The following is a 21,808-nucleotide window of genomic DNA, read 5'->3' as shown; positions in this document are numbered from 1 at the left end:
ACGATCCATATAGTCCGTTAATTGTAGGTGGAAGGGGCTCTATTTCAAATAATGATCAAGATATGGAAGATTTGTACGAACAGATCTTGATTAATAATATTAATTTTAAAAATATCTTAAATGATGATATGTCACTAGAGGATGCAGAATATCTAAGAGATCATCAGCCTAAGCCGAGAGGTTTCAGTTTAGATTCGGTGGATATGACCTTAACCCAGCTTGCAAGTGTTGATAATGAGCATAAGCGTTCAATAGCTTTATTAGCAACAGGCACAGGTGGCATTATGACGCTAAATGCCGATGAGCTAAATGGGTTAACGCCTCTAAATCGCGAATTTGTAAATGATAGGGGGGGATTAAAATTAACCTCAACGGTAACTGCAAAAGACCTTTCTGTGTTCAGTACCAGTTTCGATGGAGAAGCTGCAGAAGGAAATATTGGGGACTGTTCATTCCTTCCAACAGATCAACTTCATAGTCAGCTATTGAGTTTGAATATGGCAAATCTACTCGATCCTGTTGTAATGCCTATTGGCGAGCATACTCAAGCAGGAACACAGAGTTTATATTTATCGAATGAGGGATATTTATATCATGGTGGTTCTCGTAAATCATCCAATTGGAAACCTACAAAAGAGTGTCCTTTCTTAGATGTATTCACTATAGGGGAAAGCAGTGTCGACTCTTCAGAGGAGATGACCTCGACCCTGTTTATCGATAGCTTATTCGACCCATTATTAAATCGTGAAATGACTCTGAAGGGTAATATATTCGATATTAAAGAATATGGTGATCATCTCGTTTTAGCTATGGGTAAGTTGGGCGTCGCAATAGTCCATCCTGAAACAGATAAAGTATTAAAATGGTTGTCCATTGATGAACAAGTTCAGTCAGCGACTGGTGGAGCTGTCAGTCTTGAAGTCCTAGGTTCAACTTTAATCGTGTCACAAGATACTGGTGGCTTATTAATTTATGACTTGAGCCAATTTAATTCCCCCAAATTACTTTCAGCTGGTACCAAAGGCGAAATAAAGGATTTAGGGGTCTTTAAAGATAGGTTAATTGTAGCTAGAGCTGAAAGCGGAGTTGCTTCTCTTCAGCTACCTGGTGCTGTAGTAACATCGTCTTCAGTCGAGCAAAATGGAGTACTTGCGGCTAATACAGAATTAACTATTGAGTTTAATGAATTTGTAGATATTGATTCAATTCAGACAGCTCAAGCTATAGTGCTTACAGATTTAACTGCTAATAAAGATGTTGCTATTGATATTGAATCTACTAACACACAAAATTCGGCTTCTGATAGCTTTAAAATCAACTTTTCGCCATTAAATGGTCATCAATATGAGCTAAATGTACTACAGGCTAAAACGGTGAGAGGCGCTGCTCTATTTGCTCCTTTTCATCGCGAGTTTAGTGTATCCGCTATGACACAACCTAAAATTATTTGGGTAGAAAATGGCTTGTACCGTCGAGGTAATGACCAGCAAATCATTGTACATGGAGAAAGCTTTGCACCAACTGCGACGTTATCTGTAGGCGCTTTTAGTGTTCCAATGACAATTGAAGAGGAACGGATAACTTTCAACAGTTCTAGTTTGAACTTATTGCCATTAAGCGCTGGTCAATATCCTATAAAAATTGAGCAAGACGGGTTATTTGATTGGTATATGGGCGCCATCGTTATTGCTGATGACTTAGAAGGTGCAGCTATTGTCATCGATAGAGATTCTGGTCCGCTAGATGGTGGCTATAGAATTAATATATCAGCCCAAAAGTCAGTATTTTTACCTGGCACTAAAATCGTTTTACACACACAAGATGGCAGCGAAATTCGAACTGAGATAGCTGATGAAGGAAACTTTTTAGTTAATTTAGAAGACGATGTAGAAATGATGAATAAGTTTAGCTTCATCATGCCAATGTCATTAACATCACAAATTTTGGATGTCTTCCTCGTTAATGGCCTAGAAAAAATAAATGTGGGACAGTTTTCTTATGAAATTGCACGAGGTAGTGCAATGGATTTACCCAATTACCCTCCAATGACAATAGGCGCAATAGCAGCTAGAAACAATGAATTATTTGTTGGTATTGACCAAGGTGCTAACCCAACTGCTGAGCGACCATTTTTACTACCTTATGGTCTAGAGATCTATGATACTAGCTTATCAATGCAAGCGAAGCGCCTCTCACAATTAACACTTCAAGATAGTGTTACAGGGATTGAGTTAGCAGATCACTTAGCTTATTTAAGTGTCACAAACCAAGGTCTCGTTATTGTTGATATTCATGATTTATCAAGCCCTTATATTATTCAAGAACAAAAGCTGGCTGGATACTCAGCCAACGGCATTTCACTTGATAGAAGTGAAGGTATTTTAGCTGTCGCGGCTTCTAGTGATCTTGGTGATGGTTTTGTTCGCTTTATCAACATTAATAATGATGAATTTGCCCCACCTGTTGGTTTCACTACAATATTGTTTAATGAAGGTGACCTGCTTGGTAGACCATTACAAGTAGGCTGGCATCAAGGTGCCCTATATGTTGTATATGAACGTGATAATCAACTCTATTTAGCAATATTTACAGCATTTGGAGAGCAGTTAACTTATACATCACAAGCTATTGAAAAAGGCGAATATACTTCAGGCCCCGTTAGCATAATTATTGAGCATGGCTCATTAACACTGAGTCATAGCGGAATGTTATTACGTTTATCAGAGAAAGATAATGGCTATTTTGAAACTGAGTATTGGGAAAACTTGGAAGGCGAGTCAACACTGCTGAGTAGTGGAGGCTTAAGTTACCTGTCTACGATAGACGGCTTAGTACAGCTAGTAGCAGAAGGTCTAACACTTAGTCATATAATGCCTAAAGAAGGTTCTACTCTGGCTGCTAGTGATGCAATAACACTCGAATTTAATAATCTTATAAATACCGAAATTGAACATATTGAAACTCAATTACTGTTACTTGATTCAACGGGACAAAAAATTCAAGATGTTTCAATTATTGCCACAAACACACTAAGTGGTGGTGTGATTTCAGTACCGATGTCTACTAATATTGTAAATAATAATAGTAACGTAACGCTCAAACTATCAGCGAATTTAACAAATTTAAATAACCAAGCCTTAGGTCAAGATTATGAGTGGACATTTGCTACTAGCTCAGCAGTAAGACCTGAAATAAACTCAATACAAAGACTGGGAGATAATAGAGAGTATCTTGGCCATTATTTCCATGCTGATGGTACAGAATCAGCACTGATATTGGGTTCTGGCTTCGGAGATGATAAGCAAGCAATAGAGATTTGGTTAGGTGAGACTCAAATCAATCCGAATAATATTAATAGTATTAGTCAAAATATGATTGAGTTGAGTATTCCAAAAATGTATTTGGCTCAATCAGTCACGGCTCTATCGTTAAAAATACAGAAAGAAGGTTTATCAAGTCAGGTTATAGGTGCAATGATTGTTATGCCTAAAGTTGCACTACAAGACCTTTATCCGCAGACGGGCCCTCCCCGTGGTGGAAATATTGTGACTTTACGTGGTTTTGGTTTTACTCCATCGACTAAATTCTCAGTTGCTGGCACCCCGGTAAACCATTCTAAAGTATTGTCGTCTTATCATGCAGAAGTCATGATGCCTGCGAATGACTTTGGCTATGCATCTGTAACAGCGTTTAATCCTCAATTTCCAGATGAGAAAGTGGATGCACCGCAAGATTATTTTTATGCAGGTAGTGAAACAGGACAAGTAGATCTAGATTCAGATAGTGAAAATCCAGTATCGGCGATGTTGCATTATAAAGACATTATTTATGCGGTAACCGGTGGTAATTATCAAATATTTGATGTTGACGGCAAGCAAGTACAAACACTTTCCACAAAAAATGCAGAACTCATTGTATTGGATGTTTCGGATCCTGTTAACCCGATTATCATTGAAAAAGAGATTGCTGGTGTTAGCAAGAAATTCCATTTCCAAGTTCCAGTATCCCCAAATGGATTTATAGACATAGTTCGCTTAGAAGACATGGTTTTTGTCGCTGGTGGAAATGAATTGTATCAATTTGACGTTAGCCAAGCTGCAGCGCCTAATTTGATCGAGCAATATTCAATTAGTGGTCAGGTCAGAAGTTTAGTAGTTAGTGATAACTTACTTTATGTTGGTGGTACGAGTGGTATCACGGTTTATAAAGTTGAAAACAAGGCACGACTTCGCCAGATAAATCAATTGCCATCTTCCTCAATTGGCGGCTGGGTATCTTCACTTGCGATTAAAGAAGATTTGATATGGGCAATTCAACCTTCAAGCCGTCGAGCTGTAGCGCTTGAATTAAACAGTGGTCAATATAATTTAGTCCACAATGTGCCATTAGTCGGAGCAGAAAACCAACGAATTGCTGCTGCTGATATTATTCCACTTACAGATAAAGTCCTTATTTCTACTGCGGAACAAGCTACAGTTGAATTGTTTGATATTGAAACAGGATCTCACCTCGCAGGGCTTAATCTGACCTATTTGTTGAGAAATGGTGATATTTATGCAGGCCAGTTAACACTAAGAGGCTCAATGCTAGCAGTATCGTCAGGCAACGGTGACTTGCAGCTTTATGATATTGCGCCTTGGCTAAATGATAGTTTTAATCAAAACATTGAATTAGATAATTATTTCTCTATAACTGGCAGCGTAAAAAATGTCGTGTTTGGTGATAAGGTCATCTTTGCTGGTGTCGCTTATGCAAGAGATTCACGTGGTGTAGCAGTTGAAAGTCCTGTAAACGTGGGGGCAAGGTATCAGCAAATAGGTGGTGGCGTTTATAGTTTTGAGCATGAAAATCTGACAATTATTTCACACGAACCTATAGCAAATGGCTATTTAGCTATGGGTGAATCTATTACTGTTCAATTTAATCAATTACTTGAACATCAGCAGTTTGTAGATTATTCATCAAGTTTATTCAGTGTCACACTTGATGGAAGTCCAGTTTCTGGCTATTGGCAAAAGCATACTTACCGTTTAGGGAGCAAGTTGGTATTTGTTCCTAACCAACCACTTGCAGAAAATAAACAATATAGAGTTAAAATCGATGCAAATACTAGAGATATAAATGGTATGCAACTTTCGTCAGATTATAGCTTTAGATTTATATCTTCTGAATCGAATAGAATGGTGATAGATACTGTCACGCCTGAATTTGGTTCTTGGCGTGGTGGGGAAAATATTACAGTCTTTGGTGCTAACTTTACTGCAGATACAAGTATACAACTGGGTGATATCAACGTATTACAGCAAAATATTACGTACATTAGTGATGAAAAGTTAACTTTTAAATTACCTGCACTAAGTAATATGCCTACCGAAAATAGGCTAGTTGGCTTAAAAGTGTCTCAGGGGGCACTAACATCATTTATGGATGGTGTATTTACCTACGTTACTGACCCTACAATCAAAGCCATTGGTCGATATGACGTAGACAATCAAGAAGTCTTAGCCAATGAGCAACAATTCTATCTGAATGAAAATACAGAAGTGGCGATTCAAGGTGATGGCTTTAGTCCTTACACACGCATTTACATCAATGGTGCTGCTGCCAGTAATGTTCGTTTGATAGAACATGATTTATTAGTTTTCGATTTACCTTTATCAACGATAGGCCAATTGACTGTTAAGGTTGAGAATAGTGATGTTGATAACCAAAGCATTATTGACTCTAGTCTTAATATTATCTTGTCAGACAATGTCGTGTTATCTAACCAATCCATTATCAGTGCTAGTGGTGATATCATTGCAGCATTTGAATCGATTGATAACAAAGTGACGCTCTACAAAAGGCAAGAGCAACGTTTAATTCCTTTAACTCAATTTGAAGTGACTTCACCGATTACGCATCTAGCTCTTTCTAAGCGCCATTTGACTGTATTGCAATCCAACAAAACCTTAGCGGTATATGATCTAAAAGAACCTGTAACGCCAGTGGTCGTCAATCAAATTCATAGTGACGAATTTAGCAGCCAAACTCGAATTAAAATCACAGACAATTTATTGATTGCCTTAACCGGTTCAGAAGTTCTTATTGGGAATATTTTCTCCAACGAAATGCAGTCAACTGGTCTTAGTGTAAATGACGCTCACTTGATAAACGAGCACTTAATTGTGCTTAACAATGACAAGTTATTTGCTTATCTAATTAATGACTTTGACCAAGCTATTGCGGAATTATCGTTACCATTATTTGGTGCCAATCAATTGATTTTAAATGCTGGGCGTTTATATGCTCTTTCTGAAACCAATATTGCCTTGATTGACATTCATCAACTAGAGGTTGATCAGTTGATGGAGGTTACAGCTCATTCTGGGTTACCTAATGATACAACTAATATTAGTATTAATGGGGAGCTTGCATTCGTTTCACATTCCAGTGATGCCGGCATTTATGATATTAATATTACAAACTCGCAATTAGAATGGAACTTCATTGCGGGTGTAGAAACTAGTAACAGCTTGAGAGTAATGAGCTTTGATCTAGATACTATTCTTTGGCTAGATTCAACTTCAGCATTACATATCGCCAAAGTTCCTTTTGTTAATTTACGTGAAGTATCTCCTAATGTTATTTCTGAAAGTTCACCAACACTCAGATTTAGCTTTACAGGCAGCGCATTACAGTGGCGTGACGTGCTGGTGCAAGTTAAAAACCAATTCGGTGTTAGTGTAAATGGCTATACCGATATTTTTGATGAAAGTATTTTATATACACCTTTAAATCCAGGATTTGTAGTTGGTGAAAGCTATAGTGCTGGCTTGTTTAATGCTCCTTTGCAACACATTGATGGTGGTCATATTGATATCGACTTACCAATAATGTTGGATACTCATTTATTATTTGGAGATTTAACGCCTTCCGTTTATCAGTTATATCCTGCAACAAGCATTAGTGGGCGTTTGACTGAATATTCCGTATTTGGTGAACATCTGGGTGAGGTTGAACAATTATCACTAGGTGCAATAAGCTTAGAAGTAGGACAGTTTGACGTTAATGAACAGGGCTCGGAGCTCACATTTAGTGCAGCAATGCCACAACCTGGTATCTTCAGCCTAACAGCAACTAAAGAAGGGTACTTAGATACCATTGTCGCAGCATTAAGTGTTGAGCAAGCATTAACTATTGATGGTTTTGCTACAGATAATGCTCAAGGCTCTCTTTATCTGTCAGACTCTGGTGGAGATGTGTTATCAGTTCAAGGGAAGGGGTTTAACGCCGGCCTTGAAGTGTATTTGATTGCTTCTGAATTATCTCAATTGGTCAATGAAAGTACGCGAGTCAATTACCATTTAAGTAATAATTCATTGTTAATCACTACGCCTAGTGTTGTTCCAGGTGTGAATTATGAATTAGTAATTGTAAAGCTTGAGACAAATGAGCGTCTAACTTCAGGCAATGTTTTCATTGGTATCGATGACACCAAACCTTCTATAACTCACCTTTTGCCACTTAATTATAATAGTGATTTAGTGGTATTGTTTGATGAAACTATTACAGCAACTGACTTTAGCGTTCTCCTGACAGCTCAAGACTACAGTAATAGTGAATCAATCAATGTTAGCGATAAATTTGTACTGAATATCGCAGAAAATAAGCTACAAATTTCATTAGCCTTGGGTGAGAGTTTAGAGCATAACGCTAGCTATAACCTGGTCATAGATGGAATTTCAGATACCGCCGGCAATATAGTTAATGATTCTTCTAGCTATGAACTTAGTCTAGGGCGCTTAACGACTACTTTCGTCAGTCAGGATAGATTGCGACCTAAAATATTGAATATATTTAGAGTTGCAGACGATCAGCCTGTCACACCTGCTATGACATTAACCCGTGGTCGTGAATATCATTTCAACACGAGTGTGATTGATAATATTGATGAAGCACAAGATATTGAACTTTATTATCGATACTCATCTGACGGGGTGCAATTTAACGCTTATCGTTCGGTTGATAATGATATTTCAATTGAAATACTAGAGCACTTTCAGCATCTTAAGATTAGAATTAAAGCTGTTGATAAGTCAGGTAATGCTGAAGAGAAAGAGTTCAATGCCGCTGTAGTGGATCCTGTAATCACAATCTCAGATCTAATTACTCAACCAATAAAAGTCGAAGAATTAACCAGTGCATTGTTGACTGCTGAAATATCAGGCGATAGTGATTTGGTTAGACTGGTTGATATGCAAGTCAATGGTAAATGGTTCCATGCAGGATATGAACTAAATACCGGTATAGGCCTCGTAGAGCTTAATTATATGAATCCACGTTTAACTGAGATAGCTCCAGCTGAACAGATCCAGGTAATAATTCAAGTTCAATATGGATATAAAGGTGTCAAAGAAGTTGTTAGAACCTACCAACTACATAAAGACGCTACTCCGCCAGAGGTAAGTATTGTTTCGCCTAAAAACGGCGATAAGTTACCGATCGGAGAAGTAGCAGAGGCTGTAATTCAATCATTTGATAAATATGGTATCGAAGATGTACAAATATCAGTTAATGGTGCTAATTATCAATCGCTTGAACAAATAAACTTATTCACATTTACGCCAGCATCAGAAGAGGTAATTACTTTACAAGCTAGGGCTTCAGATCCTAATGGTAATATGGGAACTTCTGACATAGTGCAGATTAATCCATTCGATCCAGAAAAAGGCGAACCTGAACTAGCGTTCCTGAGCCCTCAAAGCGGTGAAAGTGCTAAAGAAGGTCAATTCATTCAGCTTGAATTGCTAATGAAAAATGTTGAGCAAGCTGAACTGAACCTGCTAGTCGGGGCTGACGTTGATGATGTTCGTAACCCAGTAGCTTATTCAATCAGTCGCTTGGAAGATTCACCTGAGCGATTTAAATATGAAATTAAGCTGCCGCAAACAGGTGAGAATATTGTTGTTCTATTGGAGCTTACTAGTGGAGAGCTGGTTGCTAGAAGCTTCTTAAACGTTCAAAGAGATACTGGAATTGAGCAGAATACTTCTCTAAAACTGATGCCAGATAACATGCTGTTATCAGGCACGGGCTTAAGAGTCATCAGTAATATCCCAGCAGAAATGGATGATTTTAGTCAACGGTCAACATTGGTGATTAAAGATGCAAATGAGTCTGAATTGACTTACCCATTAGCACCTCTTGATATTATTGTTCCTGTTTCCTCTAATGATGAAAATGTCAGTGTTCAGACTAATCTCGAAGATTTATCTGGCCATATCAGCACCACAGATCTAGAACTGGTTAAACAAAGTTATGTCAGTAATACGTCACAGATTTCAATTGATTTACAAGGTACAAGCAGACGCGTTGTAGCTGTATCCGAATCCTTATCAACAGAATCTGAAGCGATCTGGTTTGGATTACAAAATCAACAAGCTGGCTTTAGTGTACTAAAAGGTGATGTTGAGGTCTTTACTCAGTCAATTGGCGACTTGCAATCATTATCTGTGAACTCAGCTAATGTTTACGGTGTATATAGTCTGCAAGGTGATTTGAAACTATTTTTATTAAAAGGAAATAATGGCCTTTACGAATCTAAAATCGTGCCCTTATCTGGAGATTTACTCGGCTTAAATGGTGATATTGCAATCACGCAACAAGGTCGTCTAATTACCGGTATAAAACTTGGTGATAAACCGACGCCTATCATTGGTCGTCAATTGCAAGATGATATTAAGTCGATTTCAATTTGGCGTAACCAAATTTGGGTGTTAACACAAGATACATTGCAATTGATTGGTTTAGATGAATATGGGCATAAGTTGATAACGGTAGCGAGCTTCCGTATATCAGGTGTTGATAATGTTACCGTCAGTGCTGGTGATGTGTATTTATGGAGAAATGATCAGCTAAGACATTATAGTTTAACTGAAAGCAATGAACTTGTTTTACTCAATGAACTATCAGTCGGGGCTAGAATAAGTCAGCCACAAGCAGATGGGGAAATTGTCTGGTTTACGGGAATAGATGCTACCCATGGTGGCAGTAAAATAGCCATTAAGGGAGGTGAAGTTGTAGGGATACTTCCATGGCAGCAGCCTCTAGTTACTGGAATAAATCGACTACATAAACTAAGCGGCCAAAGTGTTGAAAGTTATAAGTTCCTGAATCGTCCTAGCCAAACTTCTAACCTAACTACAACTGAATTAGCCACAGAAATAATTATCAATGGAGTGGAGAGCCATATTGCATCAGGACAATTAATTGTCACAGATGGTCAAGGAAAATCTCTAAATTATCGTTGGGTTAATCATAAAAACATTGCCATTAAGCGCCAGGATATTCAAACGAATATACTTGAAGTTCACGTGAGTAATGGTATTGAAGCTGATTTAATTAGTCGCTTTAATATCAGTAATGAAGCACTTACGGATATTGGCGCAATTGTACCTTTATGGCCTACATCAGTTGCTCTGGATGCTAAAGTTCCATTATTCCTTAATTATCCAGAAGATAGCCGTGTATTAATAGCTCAGCATAATGCTCAACCATGGTTAGATTATGCAAATTCAAGCCTATTATGGTGGAATGCAGAAGAGCTTAAGACCTATCAATTCGACATAACAGTTAATGATCAATCAATGGATCCATTATCTGTAACTGTTGAAGATAATAATATTGCAGGTGAAGTCGTATCAATAACGTCGCCGGCAAATAATAGCCGTTATGATGAAGGGGATTGGTTAACATTACGCTATGTGACTGGCAGTGTAGATGTAGCACAATTCAAGCATGCTGAGCTGGTGATCACCGATTTCAACGGTAATGAGCTTGTTCATATGCTTAGTGATGCATTATCAGGGCAGATATCGGTCAAGCTAGCTGCTAACGATCAGCAAGAAACATATACATTACGTGTAAGAACATATTTTGGTGATAGCTACAACTTTGTAGAGGATTCTATAGGGATCCGAGTTATTCCTCAGCGTACTAATTTAGTCTTTGAAATTGATGGTATTGGTGAGCGAGTTTATAGCAATAGTCAAATCTCATTAACAACTCAAAGCGTTACGTCGCAATCTGTTAAAGCAGAAATTACAGTGACAGATGCTAATGACAATATTTTGGTTAGTGGCATTGAGCCTCTTAGTTTGTCGGTTCCTGAAACGGAATACATCACTATTGAGGCAAGTAGACAGGATGGTTTAGGCAATATTAATGTGCAAACTAAGCAAGTACTTGTAGCTACCCCTTATCAGTTAACTCAGCATCAGAATCAATTTAGTTTTGATCACATATTGCGAACAGCTGAGGAAACTTATTATTTCTCTGGTCAAACATTAATTAATGAACAGGGACAACAAATACATAGGTTTGATAGCGAGGTTTTAGCCGTAATACATCTTGAAGATCGTTGGTTGGTTTCACTTGATGGTATCGGTCTCGCCTTTATAGACCCTGCCAATAATTATCAAACCTTAGGTACTTACATATCTATTGACCGATTTGAGCACATTGTGTTGTCGGGACAACGAGTATGGGCGTCGAATGATTTAGGTGAACTGCATCAATTTGAAGTGAAAGGTAACAGTCTTGAATTGACCCAGATTGATAGCTTAGGCTTCATCAAGGATATTCATATTTCTGAAAATGCGTTATGGGTTTTAGCTAGCGATAATTTATATAGACTAATGTTGCCTATTGAAAATATTGATAGCAATGCAAACCTTGTTTCGGTATATAGCGGCCAAGAAATGGCGGCGTTCTTAAGTGGTCGTCAAGCAAACTGGCTATTACTGGAAAGCGGAAAGTTGATCAAATTATCTACTGCTGGTGAGATTTTTATATCAGATTTATCTATTTTAAATGTTAGTCAGTTAGGTTACATATTGGGTGATATTTGGGCTCTGGATACTCAAAGTAACCAGCTTATACTCATTAACCAAGATGTTAGTGAACCATATGTCATTGGTCGTTATTCATTGCATGCAGCAGGAAAGCTATATTTTGATCAAGGCCAGTTCAAAAGTGTTGATGGTCAAAGGTGGAATGTTAATTTACAAGATTTTGAAGCAAGAAAAATTTACCAAACTGAGCGTCAGCGCGGTAACACCACAGATGTGAGTCTCCACCTAGGAAATGCGATATCAGCAAATCAAGGGTTTGCATTATTGTCTCAAAATACGCTGCCTAACTCAGATAATGAACAATTATTCCCAGCAGCTTACACCGCAGATATTAGAAAGATAAAAACCTCTTTAGATGCGGTATCAGCCTATGACAGTGCGTCAGGTAAGGTATATAGGCTTAATACTGATAACCTAAGTCAAAGTGAATTACTTGTTCAGCAACAAGGAGTCATTGACTTTGTTCTTCAGGATGAAAAGTTAGTATTAGCGCATGGTGACCGATTACAAATCCATGATCTTATTACTAAAGAAGTGGGTGAAATCACAGTTTCTACTGGAGATGATATCTTATCAATGACAGTAGACGATGAGCTAATTTATGTCACCACGTTAAATGGCGGTTTATTCCGTGTATCGATAGGTAACTTACCGATAGATAACTTTAATGTTGTCATTGAGCCGCTAATTCAGAGTGGAGGTAGATTTAAGAACCTTGTCAGCTTCGGTGATGACCTCTACTTCATATCAGATGAAGCAATTCATAGTTATAACTTAACGAATAGACAAAGCAGAGTACTTGTAAATGAACCTGTTCAATCTATGAGTTTATCTCAAGGTTACATTTGGTATAGCCAGGGACAAAATTTACAGCGTCTCTCACTAACAGAAATTGCCCAACCTGAGCTCGTCTACCAATCAACTGCTGATATTCTATCGATAGCAGTGGAGTCAGATCAGGTTTTACTCGCCACAGGTTTACAAGGTATTGAATTGCTTTGGTTAGACAAATCTGCGTGGAAAACGACTCCTGGGTTAGCTGCGCCAGCTTATGACCAATATTATCAATTAGGTGATCGAGTGGCGATAGAGCTTGCTCAACCACAAGGTATTGTTGCTGCTGAATACTATATTAATGATGTGCGCGTGGCGACTACAGATGACTATCCATTTAATGTTGATATCTTGATCCCTACTAGCCTCAAAAATGGTCAGTCGTTTATGTTGCGCAGTACTGTTATTGATGAGCTAGGCATGGTATTTCACAGTGCTGATAAGCGTTTAACTCTACAAAGTGAAGAGTTACCATTAAATCGTTTTAGTGTCGACCTGAACTTTGAAGCGACAAGTTATGTTCCGCGTCCTGTAAAGTTTGAAGCAGTTATTAGTCAAAGTGACCAACCTATTCGTCAAGTAGAATTTTATATTGCAGACGATGTGGCTGGTCCTTACCAATTAATGCGCAAACATTATGGTCCAGAATTTATTGTTCGTAAAAACTTTACTCTAGCTGAGAGTGGGCAATACATTAAAGCTCGCGCTGTCGATATTTACGGTAACTTTACCGAGTCTACTCCGCAGGTAATAAGACGTGCTTCCGATTTATCGAAGCCGAGCTTAAGTATCACCTTAGATAGTCATTTAAATGCCCAAGGCATGGTGACCAATACCCATCCTTATCGTCTGGATTTGAGTTTAAGTGATCAAGGTAGTGGTATTGAGTTGGCGTTATTAAAGCGCGATGACAAAGTTATTTGGGCAGGTTTTGAAGAAGGTATTGTCAGTGTTACTGAATCAGAACATCAACTCAATGAGACTTATAACTACTCATTGACAGCCACTGACAGAGCTAATAACTCTCGAACGGTAACATTACCAGTGAGTGTAGTAGCCGATGCTTACCCAGAAATTGTACAAGTTGATGCGCCAATAACTGTCATAGAGCAAAGTAGTTTTGATATTGCGTTGAAACTTACTGATGATGTTGCATTAAGCCAAGTCGATATTCAGTGGCCTGCTTACGAGCGATTATATACCGTATCGGGACAGTCAAATGAACAAAGTTATAGTATCAAGGATATTCGACAAGAACGCTTAACTGGTGAATTATCACAAACTTTACGCATTGTTGTTACTGATGATGTACAGCAGTCTGTGACACAAGAAATGGATATCACCGTAGTTCCTGATAAGGTGCCAACACCTAATGAGTTAACTCTGGATTTCCCATATGCGGCTATATATGGTGATTTATTACCTATAACATTAAGCGGTCTAGAAAATGCCGATGATGCGAACACCGTTCAATTAACAGCAGAATTGTTAGTATATTATAACAATATCCTTCAACAGCAATTACCGCTTTGTGCGCCATCTAGTAATAGATTCAACTGGTGTAGTGAATCCTTACGTAAGACTATACAATTACCTGAGCAGCAAGTTGAAGGCGATATTGTTGAGTTTGCAGTTAAAATCTCCGATCGATTAGCTCAGGTGAGTATAGGCGACCGTCAGCAAGTGAGCTTAACGCAAAAGCCAAACTTGGTTAAATTTGACGATAATGCTATTGCAGAGCGTAACCCTGACTCATTAAAAAGTGGTGATACTGCAGCTATGCAGGTCAGAGTGTTAGATGTTTCTGCAAGACCTGTGGCGCTTCAAAGAGTTCAATTTAGCTTAATTGATAGTCAAAATGTACAGCAGCTGAGCAGCATAATTGAGACAAATGAAGCTGGCTTTGCACTTTTTGATATGAATGCTTCAGGCTTAAAAGCTGACCAATATCGCTTAATCGCTTCGTTAATTGATTATCCTGCAATTTCTCCAGCACTACATCTAATGGATGTTCTGGCTGGTGATCCAGCAATCGTTAAAGTCAGACATATAGATGCAACAACAGTAAATGAACCGTTTGAGTTATTTATTGAGCTGACAGATCTTGCAGATAACAGAGTCTTTGATGCTAATGGCTTGAAAATTAATTTGGCATTTAATCATCCTGATTTTCATTTTGGTTTTGCTAATAACATTCAAATCAGTAGTCGTTATGATCAAGAGGCGAATTACTTAGGTGAGCTAGCTAATATCACCATTAATCGAGGTGTTGCAACACTGTTAGTTTCAGCGCCTAGAACAGCAGGTGATTACCGACTAGCAATGCTGGAATCTGAACCGCAAGGTTTAGAGACGCATTATCAAGTGGTTGAAAATGGCAATTACAGTGATGTCGATAATATTCCAGTCAATATCTTGCCAGGTTTGGCGAGTCAATTATCTTTAGGCGTTGTCTCTATGACAAATCATGCTTTAGGCCGTGAAGATATATTAGAAGTTGATGAAACCGCGACTCTGACTTTGCAGTTAGTTGATGAATATAACAACCTTGTGACTCAAATTGTCGATGCTGGTGGTATTAAGCAAGATGCCAATATGAGCTTGTCATTATCAGTAACGGCTAATGCGCAATTCGAGGATGGTTCAAATCAGTTCATTAGCCAAATGTCAGCGGGGCAGCTGTCATTTAGTCTCAGCGATAATTTGGTTGAAGATATCACCATGAGTGTAGTGGACGTAATCGGTGACTGGGGCATTAATGAATATGCTGAAATTGACCTAAGCTTTGTTAAGCGACTGCCAGCAGTTGAGTCGACTCAATTACAAGTAGTGCATGATGACCTTATCACTCCTGTGCAATTCACTTTCACAGAAGAAGTCATTTCAGGTGATACAAATCAATTAATAGCAGTACTCGATAGCCAAAGTAACCCAGTCATAGGCTTAGTGAGTCAAATTGATGAACTGACTCTCGAGTTTGTGCCAGATGTTGCCCTGACATTAAACCAAACCTATAGTTTCTCAACCTTAAGCTCAGGTTTAATTGGTGTGGCACAAGGCGATACTGTATTACCACAGCAAGGTGACTTCCACAGTGCCCATATTGCAGTGCTAGCGCAATCTCAACCTTACTTGCTATCAGAAGAGCAGACCCGATTAGATCTTGTATTAGGTGAAGGCTTATCACTATCTGTACTTCATTCTGGTCGTATTTGGCTAGATGATGTTGAAAATGCATTTAATTTTAATCAACAGTTAATCGATACCCCAGTTGTCACCGAAGAGCAAAATGGCACTTTGGTCACCATCAGGCTTGAAGGGCGCATGGCTGATATTGATGCAATTCAATTTGCTAATACCATTAGCTTACCTCTATTAACCACTGAAGGTGATTATGATGCCGATGGTTTAAGTAATGCTTTAGAGCATAGCTTAGGCTTGAACCCTACCAGCCAAGATAGTGACGGTAATGGAGTGACTGATGGCTATGAAGATTATGATGGCGATGGTGTCAATAACTTACTTGAACTTGAATTGGGCTCTCAACTTGACAATATCGATAGTGATGATGATGGACTTGCAGATGGTATTGAATATGAACTTGGAACTGATTTAACTAATGCCGATACAGATGGCGATGGTGTCAGTGATGCGGTTGAGGTTGCTTCTGGCTCAAATCCAAATGATGCCAATAGCCGTGCTATTAAGCCTGAATATATTACTAATATTCAAGTTTCACCTAAGAGTATTAGCTATAACTTTGGTCAGCAAACAGAAGATGTAATATTAACTGTTCAAGCACAGGTCACAGTAGATGGTCGCAACTATTTAGTTGATGTATCTGATGCAGGCTTCTTTGATTTACAGTTCAGTTCTTCAGACAGCAATGTGGCAGTGACCTCTTTCCAAGGCTTTACTCCCGTAGGAATAGGTGAAGCTGTGCTTACGGTAAGCTATGGTCAATTCTCAGATACAGCTGACTTAACCGTGTCTAATTTGATTGAATTAGGTGATGTGATTTGGGATAACGAGTCGGTTGAAGTCTTGGGCAATGCTGTGGCAAACAGTATTACCGTTATTGGAGAGGTTGATGCAGTGGTTAATGGCAGCTTGTCAGTCGTCAATGATTTTGTATTAAAATCTGCAACTAATCTTGAATTGTATACCGATGAAGTAATAATTGAGGGTGACTTAGTTATTGAGTCCAACAGTGGCCCTAACAATACTGATGGTATTATTCGTACCGAATATTTTGCTAAAGATCTCGATATTGAAGGGGAAGTATATGAGGTCGAAATCAAGGAAGGGGTTCATACATTAACTGCGATTCCATTAAATGAGCGATGGTCAGTAGAAACGTTAATTAAGTTTGGCTCTCCTGCAACTGGATTTTCTGATAGTGAATGTGAACTAGATGATAGTGGTGATTGCTATATTGATAACCCAAGCGTTGGGACTTATTTTGTAACATTTAAAATAGATCCATCAGGATATGAAGGACCGCTTGATGTCGATTTAGAAATTAAAACACAGGCAGATTTTATTCAATCTAACTTTACTCTAATTAGTTCTGATTCTGTTTCAATAGCGGGTGGACTTGATGTTACTCATGGCGTATTAGATGCTGGTATCAATGACATTAATGTGTCAGAAAGCATTAACCTTTCAGGTAAGAGTGCGCTGTATGCAGCAACAGTAAATGGTTTGCAAGATGCCTCAATAACCGGTGTGGAATTAACCTTAGGCTTGACTGAGCAATTTAAAGTCGCTGGCAACATGCTTCAAACCGCTAAGCTTGTCGCTGAAAAAGCGAATCTACAAGAACAGAGACTGTATCCAATTCATTTAAATGTAGGCCAAAAACTCACTTCGACAAATGAAATTACTGTAGCTGGCGCGGGTTATCCTGCGGGTTATGGGGTCGGTTTTAAAGAAGGATATTGCTTAAGTAGTTATGTCGTTGAATTCGAAGAGGGCTGTGCCTACGGTAATTACAAGAAACCACTCAATTTGGGTTCTGCAAGCTCGACATATGATGGTAATGGACTTGTCTGGATTGAAGCCAATGAAGTTGAAGTTGATTTACCTAATAATATCTATAATTGGGTAGAAATTGGAGATTATATCAGTATGGACTTTCGAGATGTCATGCCTGCTGGTGGTAGTGTTTATATTGATGTTGAAAAATTATCGTTGATAAATACTAATAAAATTGTGAGAACTGGTGGGCTTTATTCTGAAGGGCAAATTGGCATGAGTTCACGGGTTTCTATTCGAGTCCACGAAATGGAAATGGAACAACCTGTTATTGGCCCGCAATCTGTAAGTGCTGTTGCAGCAATAGAGATAGACGGGGTTATAAATCAATTAGATTTGTTGGCAGAGAAGATTTATGCCGATGGAACAATCTATCTTGAACACACCGGTAGTGGTGTTTCAAGTTTTGTTAGTGGTGGTCGTGGCAATAACTATTGGTCAGATAGTCAAGAAGCATTAAATGTGGTTACTACAGGGCTGCATGATATAGATGATGTCGCCAATATAGGTGCCAATACTTGGCAGCTTTCAATTACTGAAAATGCATGGGCTTCAAATTTAGTTGCTAACGGCCGCGAGTTAGATGGAATGAAGCTACGTCTTACCTCAGCTGACGGCTTGAGTACTCATGATGTACAGGTGGTGAGCAATACTGCTGATTCCGTTACTGTTATAACCTCTGAGGATCTATATCCATTTAATTTAGGGAAATTACAAGGGCTACATCAATTTACCAAGTTATATCTTGGCAGAGAAATAAGCTTTGGTGATGACATTGTCGAGTTTGAACAAGCTGATTTTGGGTATGATGGATTTATTAGTGCTTACAGTTTACCAAGCTTTTTCATTGAGCAAATATTGGATAGTTCTAATGCCGGTTTTAGTGTCAGAACGCCGTTGATTATTGAACGAGATACCTTAGATAATGATTTATCAATAGGTGCCTCTTCAATTCAGTTTATTAATACGGTGTCTCTTTCTTCGGTAACATTAACTGCTGAAGATTTAATATTTAATCAGGATGTCAATACAGAAGGAAACGTTGGGCTTTTAGCACTCAATAATATGCAAGTTTTAGGTGATTATAATGTTAACTCATATCAAAACTTATCTGTCGGTGGTCAGTTAGCAGTTTCAGGTGATATGACTGTAGATAGCCGATTAAGTCTGCGATATGAAAAACCTAACTCGTACCAAGATTATTCAGCCTTCAGCCTTGATAGACTCAATATTACAGGTGTGCTAACTATATCTAGCAACGGCATCATTACTAAGACTGACGGTGGCGGCGAATCAGTTATTTATCACGCAGGTTTAGATTATTCATTATTGGGTACTCACGCGTCTAATCCATATCCTAGTAATGCTGCAGATACTGACGTTTTCGGTAATTATAAATATCCTATAGCAGCAGGAATGGGTGGGGTACTTAACCCGAGCTATTCAAGATACGATGCAGAAGGTGGGGGTAGTATAAAAATTAGCGCCAATGAAATCATATTGAACGGTGAAATTGAATCAATCCCATCTTATACATCATACCTTGAAGAAGGATACCAGGTATTACCAGCTGCAGGGTCCATTCTCATAGAAACTGAGACTCTATCGGGATATGGCACATTAGATATTTCGGGAGCGGCTATCAGTCGCAATGGAATTAATCTACTCGGTGGCGCAGGTCGTATTGGTATTTATGCTAACCAAAATACTTTTGATGGTTCTATTAGAACGGCTAGTTCTGCAGATTATAATATTTCAGTTGGTACAGTCTTTGTATCAACTAAAGATGCTGAATATGGACGTTTAGAAATCAGATCCGGTATGGATGTCAGTTGTTTGAATGATGACAGCTGTATAAGCAACTGGGTTCAATTACCTGAAGTGGGTGAGCACCAAATTACCTCAGTAATTCCATTAGACAATAATCAGTGGCAAATTAATGTTGAAGGCGCCAATTGGTCACTGGTTGATGATCTGCAAGGCTACAGCATTACTGGCGAATATATTGACTTGCTAAGTCAAGGGCTTGAAGTTAATGGTTTAGAAATTATCCAACATACTAATAATAGTTTGGTTGTCAATTCTGATATTGATTTGAATAGTTTTGTCGGTGAGCACTTAGTTGGGGTTCATATATTTGAATCGTTATATTTAGATGATTTTGCCCGTCTTGATATAGGAGCTGATAAATTAAGAGTCATTGATATTGCAACTTCATATCTAGGTGGAAACGTCATTGTTAAAGCAGGTACCCAAGAGCAAGAAGTGCTGACCTGGTTAGAACAAAACGATGTTCAGTTGTACCTACCTGAAGTGAATTATCAAGATGGACTATCACTGGGTTATCAACAAACCTTTGCTGTCACAGCAGACATGATTGAATTCGGCGATCTTGTGTCACTGGGTGAGCAATCAGCGCTGAAACTGATTTCCTATAAGCAAGTTAATATGCTAAATGGTTTGATGCTGGATGCTAATAGTGAACTATTAGGGGACTTGAAAGGAGCAAAAGTAGAGATATTTGGCGATGTTAATTTACTGAACAGAGCCAAATTAGAATTCACTCAATCTCGTTTAGAGAGTCTCATTATTCATGGCAATGTGTATTTAGCTGAAGATGCAAAATTTGCAGTTAACGCTAATTCGATTCAAATAGATGGAGAGTTGATTACTGAGGAAGGAGCAGGTGTTTACTTAGATTCGACTGCAGATATCACCATATCAAAACATGTAGAGCTGCATAATAATGATTATGAGTATGCTGGTCATCAATTCACTTTCGCAACGTTAAACATCAATGAAGGGCTGACTTTAGTAGAGCGAACCATTGTCAGAATGTCATCAGGTTCAGTGCAAGTTGTAGGTAATATTGATATTGGCCAATATGCAAAAATAGACCTCGATGATCAAGATGAAGCTTCTAATAAACAATTAAGCTTACAGTCGTCAGCTACCCTAAATTTAGCTGAAGGTGCTTATATCGATGCAGATTCAAGTGGTTATAAAAAAGTATCTTTAGGTTCCAGCAATTATTGTAATGGCAGTAGGCACCAGTATTCATTAAAAGGTTGTGAATATGGTAACTACCGTCATGCAAAATATGCAGGATTAAAAGGTGGCTCATATGGAGACACAAACTGGGGTGGTGGGGCTATTGCGCTTTATGCCCAAGAGGCAGTCATCGATGGAAAAATTTGGGCTAAAGGTGGCTATTATAGATATGCTAATGGTGGCGCAGGTGGTTCAGTCCATATTTCAGCAGCAAAAGTTTCTGGGTCGGGGGAAGTTATTGTTTCAGGGGCTCGAACAGGATCATACGCAACTAACGGCGCCTCAGGCAGAATTTCAATTTTATCTGACGATCAAGTTGAATTAACTGCCACATTAACCACTGCATCTCCAAATTCAAGTAATACTAATTATAACGCAGGTGCGGGCACCATATACCTTGCCGATATAACAGGGTTAAATGGTCATTTAATTATTGATAACAAGTCGGTACTAAACCCAAGTGCTGGCACGTACTTAAGAGAAGTAGGCGTAGGTACCATTGGCTGTGTTACTGACCTCAGTAATGATCAATGGTTGATTACTGCTAACGATGGCTGTGATGAGCCTGTCGGCATCGAATTATGGCAGCACTCTGAAACCAATACTCCACAATCTGTAATCGGGCAATTTGTTGATTTGGATGTTGATGATGCTGCAAGTAAAGTATTTGAAATACTCTCTAATACTGAAAATAGTCTTGTTGTTTCAAGTAGTACAGATCTTACCGATATGCTTGGAAAATCATTCCAAGGTGTTCATCAACTATCAGCAATTACATTGCAAGATCATGCCCGTGTGAGCTTTGGTCGAGACCGGGTGGAAGTATCTGACATTAATAACTCTGAAGTGTTGAGTAGTGTTTATATCGAATTAGGTGCAGCAAATGATGAGTTTATTGAACTATTAAATGCATCTGGTGCAGATGTAACATGGTTAAATAATTAAATTGATAGAATAAAATAAAAAATGTTATCAGTTTGATGAATAAAAGT

1 protein-coding gene is annotated in these 21,808 nt (G+C 38.5%); it reads left to right on the top strand.

From position 1 onward, the window contains the following. Window positions 1-62: 62 nt before the first annotated feature. Window positions 63-21,761 carry an IPT/TIG domain-containing protein gene (locus tag BCU91_RS20120; protein WP_102532236.1) on the top strand — a complete coding sequence of 7,233 codons (21,699 nt, stop codon included), beginning with the start codon at window positions 63-65 and terminating at the stop codon, window positions 21,759-21,761. The last annotated feature ends 47 nt before the right edge of the window (window positions 21,762-21,808 follow it).

It is taken from the genome of Shewanella sp. 10N.286.52.B9, assembly GCF_002873635.1.
GTDB lineage: Bacteria > Pseudomonadota > Gammaproteobacteria > Enterobacterales > Shewanellaceae > Shewanella.
Note: the sequence above shows the minus strand (reverse complement) of the source record. Positions and strands in the feature narration are given on the sequence as shown.